The sequence below is a fragment of the Alsobacter sp. R-9 genome (assembly GCF_054612375.1).
The window spans coordinates 1-16,001 of the sequence record NZ_JBTSWJ010000030.1 but is presented as its reverse complement, the minus strand read 5'-3'; the positions used below and the strand labels follow the sequence as shown (position 1 = coordinate 16,001).

At 72.4% G+C, this 16,001-nt stretch carries 12 protein-coding genes; 4 read left to right on the top strand and 8 right to left on the bottom strand.

The features are described 5' to 3' along the window. Nucleotides 1–352, top strand: a 352-nt coding sequence (locus ACX9GQ_RS24755) for a hypothetical protein (RefSeq protein WP_459632284.1), incomplete at its 5' end; no start/stop codon positions are given. Between the two features lie 616 nt (nt 353–968). Here the strand turns inward: ACX9GQ_RS24755 and ACX9GQ_RS24750 are convergent. The 6 genes from ACX9GQ_RS24750 to xylB all read right to left on the bottom strand — a co-directional run bounded on the left by ACX9GQ_RS24750 (nt 969) and on the right by xylB (nt 10,010). Continuing rightward, entirely contained in the window at nt 969–3,371 is a 2,403-nt protein-coding gene (locus ACX9GQ_RS24750) for a transketolase (RefSeq protein ID WP_459632283.1), read from the bottom strand. A 137-nt stretch (nt 3,372–3,508) separates the two neighbouring features. Further along, complete coding sequence (locus ACX9GQ_RS24745) at nt 3,509–4,444, bottom strand: ABC transporter substrate-binding protein (RefSeq protein WP_459632282.1); 936 nt, start codon at nt 4,442–4,444, stop codon at nt 3,509–3,511. A 117-nt stretch (nt 4,445–4,561) separates the two neighbouring features. Continuing rightward, the gene (locus ACX9GQ_RS24740) at nt 4,562–5,590 is read right to left on the bottom strand and encodes an ABC transporter permease subunit (protein ID WP_459632281.1); all 1,029 of its coding nucleotides are present in this window, start codon (nt 5,588–5,590) and stop codon (nt 4,562–4,564) included. A gap of 22 nt (nt 5,591–5,612) precedes the next feature. After that, nucleotides 5,613–7,178, bottom strand: coding sequence for a sugar ABC transporter ATP-binding protein (locus ACX9GQ_RS24735; protein ID WP_459632280.1), 1,566 nt, complete (start codon nt 7,176–7,178; stop codon nt 5,613–5,615). Beyond that, on the bottom strand, nt 7,175–8,413 hold the full coding sequence (locus ACX9GQ_RS24730; RefSeq protein WP_459632279.1) for an ROK family transcriptional regulator: 1,239 nt from the start codon (nt 8,411–8,413) through the stop codon (nt 7,175–7,177). Before ACX9GQ_RS24730 ends, ACX9GQ_RS24735 begins: the two co-directional genes overlap by 4 nt. Before the next feature lie 121 nt (nt 8,414–8,534). After that, nucleotides 8,535–10,010: a xylulokinase gene (gene xylB / locus ACX9GQ_RS24725; RefSeq protein ID WP_459632278.1), complete on the bottom strand. Its 1,476-nt coding sequence runs from the start codon at nt 10,008–10,010 to the stop codon at nt 8,535–8,537. A gap of 163 nt (nt 10,011–10,173) precedes the next feature. Here xylB and ACX9GQ_RS24720 point away from each other — a divergent pair, with 163 nt between their 5' ends. Continuing rightward, the gene (locus ACX9GQ_RS24720) at nt 10,174–10,404 is read left to right on the top strand and encodes a DUF1289 domain-containing protein (RefSeq protein WP_459632277.1); all 231 of its coding nucleotides are present in this window, start codon (nt 10,174–10,176) and stop codon (nt 10,402–10,404) included. Between the two features lie 58 nt (nt 10,405–10,462). Further along, nucleotides 10,463–11,275 (top strand): polyphosphate kinase 2 family protein, encoded by an 813-nt coding sequence (locus tag ACX9GQ_RS24715; RefSeq protein ID WP_459632276.1) that lies wholly within the window; start codon nt 10,463–10,465, stop codon nt 11,273–11,275. Between the two features lie 299 nt (nt 11,276–11,574). Here the strand turns inward: ACX9GQ_RS24715 and ACX9GQ_RS24710 are convergent, their stop codons facing one another. Both ACX9GQ_RS24710 and speB read right to left on the bottom strand, forming a co-directional pair. After that, nucleotides 11,575–12,678: an NADH:flavin oxidoreductase/NADH oxidase gene (locus tag ACX9GQ_RS24710; protein ID WP_459632275.1), complete on the bottom strand. Its 1,104-nt coding sequence runs from the start codon at nt 12,676–12,678 to the stop codon at nt 11,575–11,577. Between the two features lie 74 nt (nt 12,679–12,752). Continuing rightward, complete coding sequence (gene speB, locus ACX9GQ_RS24705) at nt 12,753–13,793, bottom strand: agmatinase (RefSeq protein ID WP_459632274.1); 1,041 nt, start codon at nt 13,791–13,793, stop codon at nt 12,753–12,755. A gap of 123 nt (nt 13,794–13,916) precedes the next feature. On the opposite strand from speB, the gene ACX9GQ_RS24700 reads away from it, so the two are divergent. Then, nucleotides 13,917–15,086, top strand: a complete 1,170-nt coding sequence (locus ACX9GQ_RS24700; RefSeq protein ID WP_459632273.1) for an aminotransferase — start codon at nt 13,917–13,919, stop codon at nt 15,084–15,086. The last annotated feature ends 915 nt before the right edge of the window (nt 15,087–16,001 follow it).

Below are 16,001 nucleotides of genomic sequence, written 5' to 3'. Positions count from 1 at the left end.
CATGGCGGGAGCGGTCGGTGCAGGCGCGGGCGTCGCAACGGTCGTCGGCGCGGGCGCGGGTGCGACAGGCGCGGCGGCGGTGGCCGGGACGGGAGGCGTGGCGGGCTTCGCCGCAACGGCCGGCGGCGCGGGCGGCACCGGAGACGCCGCGACCGCGGGCGGAGGCGGCGCCGGAGGAGCAACAGGCTTCGCGACCTCCACAGGTGCAGGCATCGGTGGCGGCGTCGCGGGCCTCGCCACGGCGGCCGGCGGGGCCGCAGGCACGGGAGCCGGCGGCGTGGCGGCCACCGCGGGCGGCGCGGTTGGGACGGGAGGCGCGGCGGGCGAACCGGCAGGAGTCCCGCCCTGGTAGATGACGCGCACGGGTCCGCGCGGGCCGGCGGGCTCGACCGGCGCCGGAGCCGTGGCCACGGCCGGCGCAGGCGCGGCCGGCGCAGGCGCGGCGGGAGCAGCCGTCACGGCCGCTGGCGCGGGAGGCGCGGCAGGCTTGGCCGCAGTAGCGGCAGCAGGGGCGGCAGGCTTCGGCGGCTTCGCCGGCTGGGCCGTCTGGGGGACGGCCAGGGCGGGATTCACCATCGGGTCGGCGGCCGGGCGGCGCATGGAGGGCGGCAGCGTCGCCTCCCCCAGCGCCGGCATCGGGAAGCCGGGCGGACCGGCGGGGCGCGGGGCGGCTCCCGGCACGGCCGAGCCCCCGGCGGCGGGCGAAGGCGTCGGCGGCGCGGCACCGGAGCCCGGAATCGGCAGGGCCATCTGGGCAAGGGCCGGCGCAGCCGGCGCAAGAAGCGCCAGAGTTGCAAGGGAAACGGCGAGGGCCGGACGGACCATGGGTCGCAAGGCAGCTCTCCAGCGCGCAAAGGACGAACGACGGCGGAGCCCTGCGCCCTTCCGTCGAGGCGGCCGCAGTTTCGCAGCTTCAAGTTGCCGCGTCGAGGGTCTGGGGGCAGGACGCCGGTCCTGCCGTCCCGCCGTCAGTCCGGCAGCGCCCGCAGATAGCGCACGGTGCGGCCGCTGCTCACCGCCTGCGCCGCGTGGACGATGGCGTTCGCGTCGATGCCGTGGTGGCGGTAGAGGTCGGCGATGGTACCCGTCTGGCCGAAGTGCTCGACGCCGAGCGCCTTCACCCGGTGGCCCATCACCCCGCCGATCCACGCCAGCGTGGCCGGATGGCCGTCGATGACGGTGACGATGCCGCAGTCGCGCGACAGCGGCGCGAGCAGCCGCTCGACGTGGCTCATCGCGTCGTCCATGCCGCGCTGGCGGGCGCGCTCCGCCGCCTGGTGCCCGGCGTTGAGCCGGTCGGCCGAGGTGATGGCGAGCAGCCCGACGTCGCGGCGGTCCTCGGACAGCAGCCCCGTCGCGGCGATCGCCTCCGGCGCGACCGCGCCCTGGTAGGCGATGACGACGGAGGCGTTCGGCCCGGGCCGCCGCATCCAGTAGGCGCCGTTGACGATGTCGCGGGCGAGGTCCTCGCTCATCGCGCGGGGCGGCTGCTCGATGGGGCGGGTGGAGAGGCGCAGGTACACCGAGCCGCCGGTCTGGTCGCGCAGCCACGTCGTCTCGTCGGGATCGCCCTCGCCGTTGCGCTGCATGTAGTCGAAGGCGAAGCGCAAGATGACGCCGAGCTCGTCGACGAAGGCCGGCTCGAAGCTGCACAGCCCGTCCTGCGCCAGCCCCACGAGCGGTGTGCCGATGGACTGGTGCGCTCCACCCTCGGGCGCCAGCGTCACGCCCGAGGGCGTCGCCACCAGCATGAAGCGGGCGTCCTGGTAGCAGGCATAGTTCAGCTGGTCCGCCGCCCGGTAGATGAACGGATCGTAGACCGTGCCGATCGGCAGCAGCCGTTCGCCGTTGATGGAGTGCGACAGCCCCAGCGCCGAGAGCATCAGGAACAGGTTCGACTCGGCGATGCCCAGCTCGAAGTGCTGGCCCTTCGGCCCGAACTCCCACGTGTACGTCGAGGGGATGCGCTCGGCCTTGAAGGTGTCGGCCATGCGCTCCTTGGCGAAGAGCCCGCGCCGGTTCACCCACGGTCCGAGGTTGGTCGACACCGTCACGTCGGGCGAGGTGGTGACGATGCGGGAAGCCAGCGCCGTGTCCTCCCGCGCCACCTCGTTGAGGATCTGCCCGAAGCCCATCTGCGTCGATACCGGCTTGCCGCCATGGGCCGGCACGTCCAGCGCGGCGGGCACCGGCACCGTCGGCGCGGCGAGCCGCCGCGGCCCCTCGCGGAAGAACGGCGCCTCGCGCACGAAGCGCTCCAGCGCCGTGGCGTCGGTGCCGGCTCCCTCCCACTTGTCCCACTCGTGGCCGGGGCGCACGCCCATCGCCGTGCGGAAGCTCTCCATCTGGGAGGGGGTCATCAGGCCGGCATGGTTGTCCTTGTGGCCGGCGAGCGGCAGGCCATGGCCCTTGATCGTGTAGGCGATGAAGCAGACCGGGCGATCATGCGTCGACGCCTGCTCGAAGGCCTCGACGAGGCTCGGCAGGTCGTGTCCTCCGAGGTTGCCCATGAGCGCCGCGAGCTCGGCGTCGGAGCGCTTCTCGATGAGCCGCGTCACCGGCCCCTGGTCGCCGATGTCGTCGAGCAGCCGGCGACGCCAGGCCGCCCCGCCCTGGAAGGTCAGCGCCGAGTAGAGCTGGTTCGGGCAGTTGTCGATCCACTGGCGCAGCCGCTCGCCGCCCGGCTCGGCGAAGGCCGCCTCCTGCAGCGCCCCGTACTTGAGGATCACCACGTCCCAGCCGAAGCCGCGGAAGATGCTCTCGAACTTCTGCCAGAGCCCCTCGCGCACCACGCTGTCGAGCGACTGGCGGTTGTAGTCGACGATCCACCAGCAATTGCGCAGTCCGTGCTTCCAGCCCTCGATCAGCGCCTCGTAGATGTTGCCCTCGTCCATCTCGGCGTCGCCGACGAGCGCCACCATGCGGCCCTCCGGGCGGCCCTTCATCCAGCCGCGGGCGGTGACGTAGTCCTGCACGAGCGAGGAGAACAGCGTCTGCGCCACGCCGAGGCCGACGGAGCCCGTCGAGAAGTCCACGTCGTCGACGTCCTTCGTGCGGGAGGGATAGCTCTGCGCGCCCTTGAAGGCGCGGAACGCCTCCAGCTTCCCCCGGCTCTGCTGGCCGGCGAGGTACTGGATGGCGTGGAACACCGGCGAGGCATGCGGCTTCACCGCCACCCGGTCCTGCGGTCGAAGCGCCGCGAAGTACAGCGCCGTCATGATCGTCGCCAGCGAGGCCGAGGAGGCCTGGTGGCCGCCGATCTTCACCTCGTCGCCCGGCCGTACGTGGTTGGCGTGGTGGATCGTCCACGAGGCCAGCCACAGGATGCGGCGTTCCAGTTCGGCGAGGAGGGGCAGGCGGGGGTCGGTCATCGGTCGCTCCGGCAGATGCGGCACCGGCAGTATAGGCCAAGCGCGCGCCGGCGCGATGGGGGGCATCGGGGTCCCGCCATGCAGGACGGGCGGGGTTTCCCCCGCCCGCCCGAAGGTCCGGATGCTGCGGTCGCGGCTCAGCGCGGCGCCGACCAGCCCTTGTAGTCCTTCACGTTGTCCCGCGTGACGAGCTTCGACTCCATCAGCGTGACGGTCTGGGCCGGCTTCTTGCCGTTGAGGGCCTCGACGCCGAGGCGCACCGCGAGCTGAGCCATGGCGTAGGGGTCCTGGCTGGCCGAGGCCTGGATCTGCGGGCTGTTCGGGTCCTTCAGCGACGCCTCGATGTCCGGAGCGCCGTCGACGGCCGTGATGATGATGCCCGAGCGGTTGAGCTGCTTGGCGGCGAGGTCGGTGCCGATCGCCTGCGGGTCGTTGATCGCGAACACCGCGTCGATCTTCGGGAAGCGGGTCAGGTGGCCCTGCATCACCGCGAGGCCGCCGTCGCGCGAGCCCTTGCCGTCCTGGTCGGACGACAGCACCTTGATGCCCGGCGCCTTGGCGAAGACGCTCTTGCAGCCGTTGACGCGATCCACCACGGCCGACACCTGCGGGCCATTCTGGATGATCACGTCGCCCTTCCCGCCGAGCTTGTCGACGATGTACTGGCAGGCGATCTCGCCGGCCTGGACGTTGTTCGTCGTGACCGTGAGGTCGGCGCCCTTGGCCGCCGTGTCGACCGCGACGACGAGGATGCCGGCGGCCTGCGCCTTCTTGATCGCCGGCTCGAGCGCGTTGGCGTCGCCCGGGTTCAGCAGGATCATGTCGACGCCGGCGGCGATGAAGTTGTCGATCTGCGTGAACTGCTTGCCGAGGTCGTAGTCGAAGCCGACCGCCGTCACCTTGACGTTCGGGTTCACCTTCTTCGCCTGGTCCTCGGCGCCCTTGGCGAGCGCGACGAAGAACGGGTTGCCCATCGAGCCGAGCGAGATGCCGATCGACTTGAGTTCCTTGGCCGAGGCGGCGCCGGCGGAGAGGGCGAGGGCGGCCGCGGCCGCGAGCAGGACGGATTTCATGGAAGGTCCTCCACGGGTGTTGTCGGTCTTTGTCGATGGACGGGGGGCGACCGTTCCACCCCCACCCCGAGAAATCCGGTGGCCCGACGGCCTCCGGTGGTCGACGGAACCGGCGCCTCAGGTGCGCGCCGAACCCTTCAGCCGGTAGCGGTCGAGCGCGACCGCCCCGATGATCACGAAGCCCTTGATGATGAACTGCCAGATGTCGGACACGCCGACGAGGATCAGGCCGTTCGACAGCACGGCGATCATCAGCGCGCCGATCAGCGTGCCCCAGATGGAGCCGATGCCGCCGACGAAGCTGGTGCCGCCGAGAATGACCGCCGCGATGGCGTCGAGCTCGTAGGACTGGCCGAGCTGCAGGCCGTTCGCCGCGTAGAGCCGCGCCGCCGACATGGCGCCGCCGAGCCCGGCCAGCGCGCCGCTGACGCCGTAGACGAACAGCAGCACCACCCACACCTTGATGCCCGAGAGGCGCGCCGCGTCGGGGTTGCCGCCGACCGCATAGATGCGCACGCCAAGCACCGTGCGGCGCAGGACGAACCAGGAGATCACCACCACCGAGAAGGCGATGATGACGAGCCACGGGATGCCGAACAGGTTGCCGTTGCCGATGAAGGCGAAGGGCAGCTGCGGGTTGAAGACCGTCTTGTCCTCTCCCAGCAATCGCGCGAAGCCGCGCACCGCCGTCAGCGAGCCGAGCGTCACGATGAACGGCGGCAGGTTGAAGAAGGCGATCAGCGCGCCGTTGAGCAGGCCGAGCGCCAGCCCCATCAGGATCGCCAGCGGCACCCCGATCATGCCCCACTCGGGGATCTTCGACGCCATCACCGCGACCATGGCGGAGGCCGCCAGGATCGACCCGACCGAGAGGTCGATGCCGCCCGTCAGGATGACGAAGGTCATGCCCGCCGCCAGCACCGTGTTGATCGACGCCTGCTGCGCGACGATCGAAAGGTTCTGCCAGCTCATGAACCGCCCGTCGGCCCACGCCGTGGCGAAGCTGCCGGTCTGCGAGTAGCCGGACAGCAGCTGGAACAGGATGGCGAGCAGGATGAGGATGGGCAGCATGCCCATGGCCTGGAGGGCGCCGCGCAGCGCGAGCTTGGTGCGTGCGTCCTGGCCGGCAATGTCGACGCTGGTCATGGCGTGTCTCCGACGTCTCGGGTCAGGCGGCGAGGCCGCGGGTGGCGCCGGTGGCGATGGCGCCGATGGCTTCCTGGGAAATCGGCGGCGCCCCGGGCCCGCCCACCTCCCCGGCGATGTGGCCCTCGCGCATCACGAGCACGCGGTCGCAGATGCCGACGATCTCCGGCAGCTCGCTCGAGATGACGATCACGCCGACGCCGCGCCGGGCGAGGTCGTCGATCAGCCTGTAGATCTCGGACTTGGCGCCGATGTCGACGCCGCGCGTCGGCTCGTCGAGGATCAGCACGCGGGGCTTGGTCTCGAGCAGGCGCGACAGCAGCACCTTCTGCTGGTTGCCGCCCGACAGCGCGCCGACATTGACGACGTCGTGCGGCACGCGGATGCCGAGCGCCTTCACCGCGGCCGAGGACCGGCTGCGGCCCAGCGCGAGGTTCAGGATCCCGGCAGCGAAGCTGTCGCGGGCGATGACGCCGAGGTTGATGTTCTCGCGCACCGTCATGTCGAGGAACAGGCCGAGGTGCTTGCGATCCTCCGTCAGGTAGACGAGGCCCGCCGCGATGGCGTCCTCCGGAGACCGCGGCGTGATCGCCTTGCCGTCGAGGGTCACCGTTCCCGAGTCGCGCTTGTCCGCCCCGTAGATCAGCCGCGCGAGTTCCGTGCGCCCCGCGCCGACGAGGCCGGCGATGCCCAGCACCTCGCCCTCGTGCAGGTCGAGCGAGCAGGGCTGCACCCGCCGCCCGTCCGATACGTCGCGCACCGACAGGATCACCGGGCCACGGCTCTGGTGGGCGTCGTGCTCCTTCTTGTAGAACGAGGAGAGGTCGCGCCCCACCATCATGCGCACCAGCGCCTCGGCGGACAGCTCCGAGCGGCCCAGCGTGCCGACATAGGTTCCGTCGCGCAGCACGCTGACGCGGTCGGCGAGCTCGTAGACCTCGGCCATGCGGTGGCTGATGTAGATGATCGCCATTCCCTCGGCGCGCAGCTGGCGCACGAGCGCGAACAGCGCCTCCGTCTCGCGGGAAGAGAGCGACGTCGTCGGCTCGTCCATGACCAGGATGCGCGAGTTGGCGTGCAGCGCGCGGGCGATCTCCACCTGCTGGCGCTCGGCCATCGACAGCGTCGAGACCAGCGTGCCGGGCCGGAACTGCACGCCGAGCCGCTCGAGGATCGGGCCGACCTCGCGCGCCATCGCGCCGCGGTCGATTAAGCCGCCCCGGCCGGTCTCGCGGCCGAGCAGCATGTTCTCGGCGACGGTGAGGTTCGGGGCGAGCGCCAGCTCCTGGTAGATGATGGCGACGCCGAGTTCCCGCGCCGCCTGCGGGCCGGCGATGGTGACGGCCTGGCTTCCGATGCGGATCTCGCTGCCGGCGTCCGCCTGGTAGGCGCCGGAGAGGATCTTCATCAGCGTCGACTTGCCGGCTCCGTTCTCGCCCATCAGCGCGTGCACCTCGCCGGGCCAGATGGTGAGCTGCACGTCTGACAGCGCCTTCACGCCCGGGAACGTCTTGGAGATGTGCCGCATCTCCAGGACGGGCGCGACCTTGCCGATGTCGTGGATGGTGGCCGTGGGTCGGTCGGTCATGCCAGCACCTCCATGAAGGCCTCGGGCGTGTCGCCCGTCAGCAGTTCCCGCAACGGGCTGTAGCTCACGTGGACGGGCAGGCTCGCCGCGCCGACGGCGCCGGCGTCGCGCCCCACGGCGCCCACGAGGATCTGCGGCGGCTTCCGTGATTCCGCGACGCGCTCGGCGCAGCAGGCGGCGAGCCGCTGGGCGAGCGGGGCGAGATGCTCGTGCGAGAGGTCGCCCGCCAGCACCACGTGGTCGACGTCGAGGATGTGGGCGCCCGTCAGCACCGGGCAGGACATGGCCTCGGCAGCGTCGTCCATCCACTCGGCGAACGCCTTCGGCGCCGCCTCGATGGCGCCGTCGAGGTCGAGCGTCGAGCGCAGCGGCACGCCGCGGAAGCGCAGGTGCCGGGCGAGCGCGGCGAGCGACGCCCGCGCGATCAGCGGCGTCTGCGGCCCGCGCGGCGCCGGCGCGGAGGGCAGCGTCGAGTGGCCCACGGGCACCACGGCGAGGTCGCCTGCATTGGCGTTGCGCCCGCGCAGGTAGTTGCCGCCCAGGACCACGCCGCCGCCGAGCGCCGGGCCGATGAACAGGTAGAGGAAGTCGTCGAGCTCGCGCCCATGGCCGTAGAGCAGTTCGCCGCAGGCGGCGGCCGAGCCGTCGTTCTCGATCACCACCGCGAGGCCGGTCGCCTGCTGCAGCGCCGGCTGCAGGTCGAAGGCGTCCCACGCCTTCAGCGTCTCGGCCTGAAGACCCAGTTCGTTGAGCCAGCTGCCGAGGTTGTAGGGGGTCGCGACGCCGAGGCCGGACAGGCGCGAGGCGCCCTTGCCGAGGCGGCGGCGGAAGCGGCGCACGTGCCCGGCGAGCGCCTCCACGGCCTCGACCGGCTCGGGCAGGCCGTCGACGACGACCCGCTCGAGGATCTCGCCCGACAGGTCGACCAGCACCGCCTCGATCATGTCGCGGTCGATGCGCACGCCGATGGAGTAGGCACCGGACGGATCCAGCTCGAGCACGGTCGCCGGCTGCCCGCGGCCGCCGTAGCGCTTGCCGACGGCGCGGACCAGCCCGTTCTCCTCAAGCTTGCGGACGATGACGCCGGCGGCGTTGCTGGTGAGGCCGATGCGGCGGGCGAGATCGGCCTTCGAGGCCGGCCCGAAGCGGCGCAGGGTGGACAGCACGACGCGCTCGTTGAAGTCCCCGACGAGGACGGAATTCGAGCCATGTCCGCTGGTGCGCGCCTGTCGCACGGTCCTTCCTCCCATGGTCACCCGGTTGGCGGGCGTTATTTCTTCATTCGTGATTACTAATCGTGGATCACTTATTCGGCGGAGTCAAGCGGCCGGCGCGCCGGTCCGGTCGAAAGCCGTCTCAGGCGGCGCGGAACACGCCTGCGTCCCGCAGCGCGCGATAGGTGGCCCGGTAGCGCGCAAGCGGCGCGGCGTAGTCCGCGTGGCGGCCCGCGTCCGGTAACGCCTCGTCGAGCACCTCCGGCGCCGTCGCGACGCGCGCCGCGGTCTCCCCCGTCAGGGCCATGAGGGCAAGGCGCGCCGCGCCGAAGGCCGGCCCCTTCGCGCCGCCCCGGTAGCGCCGCAGCCGCAGTCCCAGCACGTCGGCGAGGATGCGCAGCCACAGCACGCTGCGCGCCCCGCCGCCGATCACGGCAGCGTCCGACAGCGTCGTGCCGCCCACCGCCAGCGCGTCGCGCGCGTCGGCGAAGCTGAAGGCCACGCCCTCCAGCACGGCCTGGATAAGGTCGGCCCGCGTCGTCGCCGGGGTGAGCCCGAGGAACACGCCCCGCGCGTCGGCGTCGTCGTGCGGCGTCCGCTCGCCGGTGAGGTAGGGCAGGAAGATCACGTCGGAGGGCCCGCGATACGCCGCCTCGACCTCCGCCAGCAGCGTCTCGATGGGCGCGCCGACGAGACCCGCCGCGAAGGCGAGGCAGCTCGCCCCGTTGAGCATCGCGCCCATCTGGAACCACGTGCCCGGCACCGCGTGACAGAAGGCGTGCACCGCCTGCTCGGGGGCCGGCCTGTAGGCGCTCGTGCTGACGAAGAGCTGCGCCGAGGTGCCGAGCGAGAGGAACGCGTCGCCCTCCCCCACCGCGCCGATGCCGATGGCCCCGGCCGCCGCGTCCCCGGCGCCGGCCGCGACGACGACGCCGGGTACCATGCCCCAGCGCGCCGCCAGTTCGGGCCGCAGCGTCCCCGCCCGGTCCGGGCTCTCCAGCAGCGGCGGCAGCGCGGCTGTGGGCAGGCCCGTTGCGGCGGCGGCCTCCGGCGACCACGCCCGCCGCGCCTCGTCGAGCCACCATGTGCCGGCGGCGTCCGACATGTCGGTGGCGACCTCCCCGGTCAGCTTCAGCCGGACGTAGTCCTTCGGCAGCATCACCGTGCGCACCCGCTCGATCAGCCCCGGCTCGTGCTCGGCGAGCCAGGGGATCTTGGGCCCGGTGAAGCCCGGCATGGCCGGCACGCCCACGAGGTGCGGCAGGTCAGGGAACCGCTCCCGCAGCCGGCGCGCCTGCGGCGCCGCGCGGCCGTCGTTCCACAGCATGGCCGGGCGCAGCGGCGCCAGGTCCGCGCCCAGCAGCACCGCGCCGTGCATCTGCCCGGAGAGCCCTATCGCACTCACCCGCGCCGTCAGCGCGGGCTCGGCAGCGGCGAGCGAGTCGAGGAGGCCCTCGACGGCCCGCCACCAGTCGTCGGGATCCTGCTCGGAGGCATTGGGGCCGGGCCGGCTGATCGGCAGCGGCGCGTCGCGCTCGGCGATGATCGCCTGCGCCTCGTCCATGACGACGAGCTTGACCGCCGACGTCCCCACGTCGATGCCCACGCAGACCGTCATGCGCGTCCTCCCTTTCCGGCAGCGTGGACAGGAACCCCGCCGCCGGCAAGGGTCTCGTGGGCTGGACCCGCGGCGCGACGTCAGGTCGCGGGCCGCCGCCGCGCACGGGAATCGGCTGCGCACGTGTTGCCATTCCGGGCGGGGACCTCTAGCTGTCCGCGCCATGGAGATCACCGAGAGCCCCTGCATCCACGTCTGCACGATCGACTCCGGCTCGGGGCTGTGCATCGGCTGCGGGCGCACGCTCGACGAGATCAGCCGCTGGGCCGCCATGGGCGCACCCGAACGGCGGGCGATCATGGACATCCTGCCCGCCCGCCTCGCCGCGGCCGACCTGCCGCCGCAGGCGCCGCGCGTGCGCACGGGGCGCCGCCGCTGGCGCGAGAGGGGCTGATCCCGCTACCGGAGAGCCGCGCGCGGGATTACTCTCCTGCGGAAGCGCCCAACCGGAGGTGGATGCCTTGGCCTACAAGTCCCTCGTGACGCCCGGCAAGGGCGTGAAGCTCGCCGACATCGACCCCCGCGACGACTCCTCCTTCGAGAACGAGGAGTGGGCCCGCGCCCAGCTCGCCGAGGACGTCGTCAAGATCGACGCGCTGCAGGACCGGCTCTACGCCGAGGGCCAGAGGGCGCTGCTCGTGATCCTGCAGGGCATGGACACCTCGGGGAAGGACGGCACCATCCGGGGCGTCTTCAACCAGACCGGCCCTCTCGGCGTCGGTGTCACCGCCTTCCGCGCCCCGAGCGAGGAGGAGCGCGGCCACGACTTTCTGTGGCGGGCGCACAGGGTCGTCCCCCGCCGCGGCACCATCGGCATCTTCAACCGCTCGCACTACGAGGACGTGCTCGTGGTCAAGGTGCGCAGGCTCGCCCCGGCCAAGGACGTCGAGAAGCGCTACGACCAGATCAACGCCTTCGAGAAGATGCTGTCCGAGAACGGCACCACCATCCTCAAGTTCATGCTCCACATCTCGAAGAAGGAGCAGAAGGAACGGCTGCAGGAGCGCCTCGACGATCCCACCAAGCACTGGAAGTTCAACCCCTCCGACCTCGACGACCGCAAGCTCTGGGACGACTACCAGAAGGCCTACGAGACGATGCTGGAGAAGTGCTCGACCGACCACGCGCCCTGGCACGTGATCCCGGCCGATCGCAAGTGGGCCCGCAATGCCCTCATCGCCCGCATCGTCCGCTCGACGCTGGAGGAGATGGACCCGAAGTATCCCAAGGTCTCGTGGGATCCGAAGAGCTTCCGGATCGAGTAGGCGGTCGCTCGGGCGTCGGCTCTGTTCCCGCACTGCGTGCCCGTTGGAGACGGACGCGGCGCGGCGATCCCTCTCCACCGTCATCCCCGGCGACCGGCGGAGCCGGTCGGGAAGGGGATCCAGACTTGCCTGCGAACCGCCGCCACCTGTTCCGACTAAGGGACTGGATCCCCTTCCCGGTCCGCTGGCGCGGACCGCCGGGGATGACGCCGGATGGTGTGGCGCTCCCGCCGCGGCGGATGAGGGGCGGGAGTGGTCTACGGCTCGTGCCCGCGGGAGACCGAGGGACCGGCCTCCCCTCACCGCGCCATGGCGGCTCCGGGCCACAGGGCGGGCTTGGCGCGCTCGTACTGGGGCGGGCGGGGCAGGTCGACGCCGAGCTCCTGCGCCGCGTGCCACCCCCAGCGCGGGTTGTCGAGGAAGGCGCGGGCGAGCGCCACCTGGTCGGCGGCGCCCGACTGCAGAACCTCCTCGGCCTGCTTCGGCGTGACGATCATGCCCACCGCCCGCGTGCCGATGCCGGTGGCCTTCTTCACCGCTGCGGCGAGGTGCACCTGGTAGCCGGGGCCGACCGGGATCTTCTGCGCCATCGAGTTGCCGCCCGAGCTGACGCACACGAAGGCGATGCCGATGTCGCGCAGCACGCCCGACAGCGCGATCGCGTCGTCCACCGTCAGGCCGCCGTCCACCCAGTCCGAGCCGGTGATGCGCGCGCCCACCGCGATGGAGGACGGCACCGCCGCCCGCACCGCCTCCGCCGTCTCGTGCAGGAACGCGACGCGCCCTGCCCCGCCGCGCTTGTCGCTGCGGTGGTTGGAGAGCGGCGACTGGATCGAGTGCATCAGGTAGCCGTGGGCGTAGTGCAGCTCGATCTCGTCGAAGCCGAGCCGCGCCGCGCGCACAGCCGCCTCGACGAAGGCCGCCTTCACGTCCGCGAAGTCATCCTCCGTCATCTCGCGGGGCGTGTGGTAGCCCTCGGTGAAGGGGATCGCGGATGCGCCGATCGTCTGCCACGGATCCTGCTTCGGGCCGAGCGCGCGGCCGCCCTCCCACGGGCGCTGCGACGAGGCCTTGCGGCCGGCATGGGCGATCTGGATGCCGAACTTCGTGCCCGGCAGCGCCACCGCCCGCGCCGCCGCGAGCACGCGCGCCATGGCCCGCTCGTTGGCATCCGAATAGAGGCCGACGCAGCCATGGGTGATGCGGCCGCGCCGCTCCACCGCCGTCGCCTCGATGACGACGAGGCCGGCGCCGGACATGGCGAGGTTCATCCAGTGCTGGATGTGCCAGTCCGTCACGGAGCCGTCGTCGGCCGTGTACTGGCACATCGGCGCCACCGCGATGCGGTTGGGCAGGTCGAGGGCGCCGAGCCGGAGCGGCTGGAAGAGAAGCGGAGAGGTCATCGCAGATGATCCGTTCGATGGGGAAAGGGAAGAGGAAACGGCGCGGGGAAACGGACGGGGCGGCGGCCGCCCCGTCAGCGCCGTTTCTCGCGCGCGATGTCGATCAGGCAGAGTTCGGTGAACAGCACCTGCGCCGCCGCCTGCGCTGTGTTGCTGGTGGGATCGTACTGCGGCGCCACCTCGACGACGTCGGCGCCGACGACGTCGATGCCGGCCATCCCGCGCAACACCTGCAGCGCCTCGCGCGTCGTCAGCCCGCCGATCTCCGGCGTGCCCGTGCCCGGCGCGAACGCAGGATCCAGGCTGTCGATGTCGAAGGAGACGTAGGTCGGCCCGTCGCCCACCACTTCGCGCGCCTTGGCGATCACCGCCTCCGGCCCCATGGCGGCGAACTCCTCGGCGTGGATGACGGTCATCCCGCTCTCGTAGGAGAACTCCCACAGGTATTCCGCGCCGCCGCGGATGCCGATCTGGATGGTGCGCCCGGGGTCGAGCACGCCGTCGAGCACCGCGTTCCGGAACGGGCCGCCATGGTGGAACTTCGAGCCCTCGTACGGCCCGGACGTGTCGCAATGCGCGTCGATGTGCACCATGCCGACGGGCCGGCTGGCGCCGACGGCGCGCAGGATCGAGTAGGTGATCGAGTGGTCGCCGCCGACGCTCACCGGCACGACGCCTGCCTTCACCACGGAGGCGACATAGGCCTCGATGTCGGCGTGGCAGTCGGCGAGGCTGTAGCGGCTCGACAGCGGGATGTCCCCGACGTCGGCGACCCGCAGCGCCTGCAGCGGCGCGCGCCGCAGCACGTGCTCGAAGGGGCCGATGCGCTCGACCGCCCGGACCGCGCGCGGCCCCAGCCGGGCGCCGGCCCGGTTGGTGACGCCGAGGTCCATCGGGATGCCGATCAGCGCGACGTCGAGCCCCGCGAACCCCGCCTGCGCCGCATCCGGCCGGTAGGGCGCGCCGACGAAGGTGCCGGGCTCGGCGAAGGGCCAGCGGCGGCGCTGACCGCTGAACTGCGCGGCCGCGACCCGGGCGAACTCCGGGTCGTACATCTGCCCGCCGGAGGCGTCGGCATAGCGCTCGCGCAGCGCCTTCAGCTTGCTCTCGTCCATCCTCGAACCCTCGCCTACGCCCCGCGGAGCGCAGAACGCTCCGCTGCCGCTCTGGACCGGAGGCCGGAACCCTGTAGGAATGGCGCCCGACCCGCAAGCCGTCCGCTGCAAGGGAGCCATTCCGTGGCCGCCGTCAACCCCCGCCTCGTCGACACCGCCACCCCGCCGATCCCGGAGGCCAAGGCGTGGGCGAAGCGCTACGGCGGAGCGCGCGGCCCGCTGATCGACCTGTCGCAGGCCGTGCCCGGCTACCCCGCCCATCCGGCGCTGCTCGAGCACATCGCCCGGGCGACCGCCGACGCCGCGACCGCGGCCTATGGGCCGATCGAGGGCGACGGGGTGCTGCGCGAGGCCTACGCCGCCCATGTCTCGCAGGTCTACGGCGCGCGGATCGCGCCGGAGGAGACCGCCATCACCGCCGGCTGCAACATGGCGTTCTTTGTCGCCATGCTGGCCGTGGCGAAGGCCGGCGACGCCATCCTGCTGCCGGCCCCCTGGTACTTCAACCACGAGATGGCCATGGCCATGACGGGTGTCGAGGCGCGGCCCCTGCCCTGCGACCCCGCCGCCGGCTTCGTGCCCGACCCGGAGCGGGCCGAGGCGCTCATCGACGAGCGGGTGAAGGCCATCGTCCTCGTCACGCCGAACAACCCCACCGGCGCCGTCTACCCGCCTGCGCTGGTGGCCCGCTTCGCGGCGCTGGCGCGCCGGCGCGGAATCTGGCTGATCCTCGACGAGACCTATCGCGACTTCCTGCCCCGGCCGGGCGAGCGTCCGCACGAGGTGTTCGCCGACGCGACGTGGCGCGACCACGTGATCGGGCTCTACAGCTTCTCGAAGAGCTACTGCGTGCCCGGCCACCGGCTCGGCGCGATCATGGCCGGGCGCCCGCTGCTCGACGAGGTCGGCAAGGTCCTCGACACGGTGCAGATCTGCCCGCCGCGCGCCGCGCAGGCCGCCGTCGCCTGGGGCATCGGCGCGCTCGCCGACTGGCGGGACGGCAACCGCGTGGAGATCACCCGCCGCGCCGACGCCTTCTCCGCCGCCATGGGGCAGGCACCGGGCTGGCGCGTCGACTCGGTGGGAGCCTACTTCGCCTTCGTGGCGCACCCCTTCGCCGGCGTCCCGGCGCCGGTCGTGGCGGAGAGGCTCGCCGCCGAGCGGGGCGTGCTCGCGTTGCCTGGCGGCTATTTCGGCCCCGGCCAGGACGGTCACCTGCGCATCGCCTTCGCCAACGCCGACGCCGCCCAGCTCGCCCGCCTGCCGGAGCGGCTGGCGGGTTTTGGGGTGTGAACGTCGGCCCGGGAGCGCGGCGGCCCCTCATCCGGCCCTTCGGGCCACCTTCTCCCCGCCGGCGGGGAGAAGGGAGACGGCGCCGACGCGGGGGTGGACAGGCGGCGCAAGGCTAGGCGCGGGGCCGGGCACCCCTTCGCCCCGCATGCGGGGAGAAGGTGGCGCGCAGCGCCGGATGAGGGGCGACGCGCCGGGCTTGCCCAGCTCGTGCTTCGAAGAAGGCGGGAGCGCGCGACAGTCCGCGCCTGGCGCCGCGCCGAACGCCCTTTGGCCCCGGCGCCAGTCCGGCGGGGGCTCGTCGTCGTCGGGTCGGTGTTTCTGTCTGCGGATCCTGCGGGTGATGCGCGGATCGACGGCGGGTCTGCGGCCCCCGGGATGAACGGGGGTAGAAGGGTGGGGATCCGGGCGGCGCTCGCCGCCGTCGATCCGCGCACGCTGTGGCGATGCTGTCGCCGGCGTTCGTCAGGCGCCGGTGCCGGCTGCCACGGTCCGGGGTGCGTCTCGTCCCGTCCCGTGTCCACCGCCTCCGCATCCCCCGGCTGACGCTCGGCCGGAGCCCCGACGGGTGCCCGTGTCCGACGTGCCAGTTCGGTCCCGGGCCTCCGCGATGCGAAGCAGGGGGCAGTTTGCATGCGATCTATCGCATGTCAAGGATAATTGGCCGTTTCTAGGATCATGATCCTGCACGACGTCGCGCTGCCGGGCGGGCGGAAGCGCCGAGCCGGCCCCGGCGTGACCTGCGTCGGCGATGACCCCCACCCCTGCCCCTCCCCACAAGGGGGAGGGAAGCGGCGGCGGCGCCGAGGATTTTGGCCAGACTGGCAGGACAGGCCACGTTGCCAGGAGGCAGCGTCGGCGGACAGCGGCAGGCTTCTCGGATTGGCCGGCCGGCACGCTCCGGATCTCGGGGCCGCG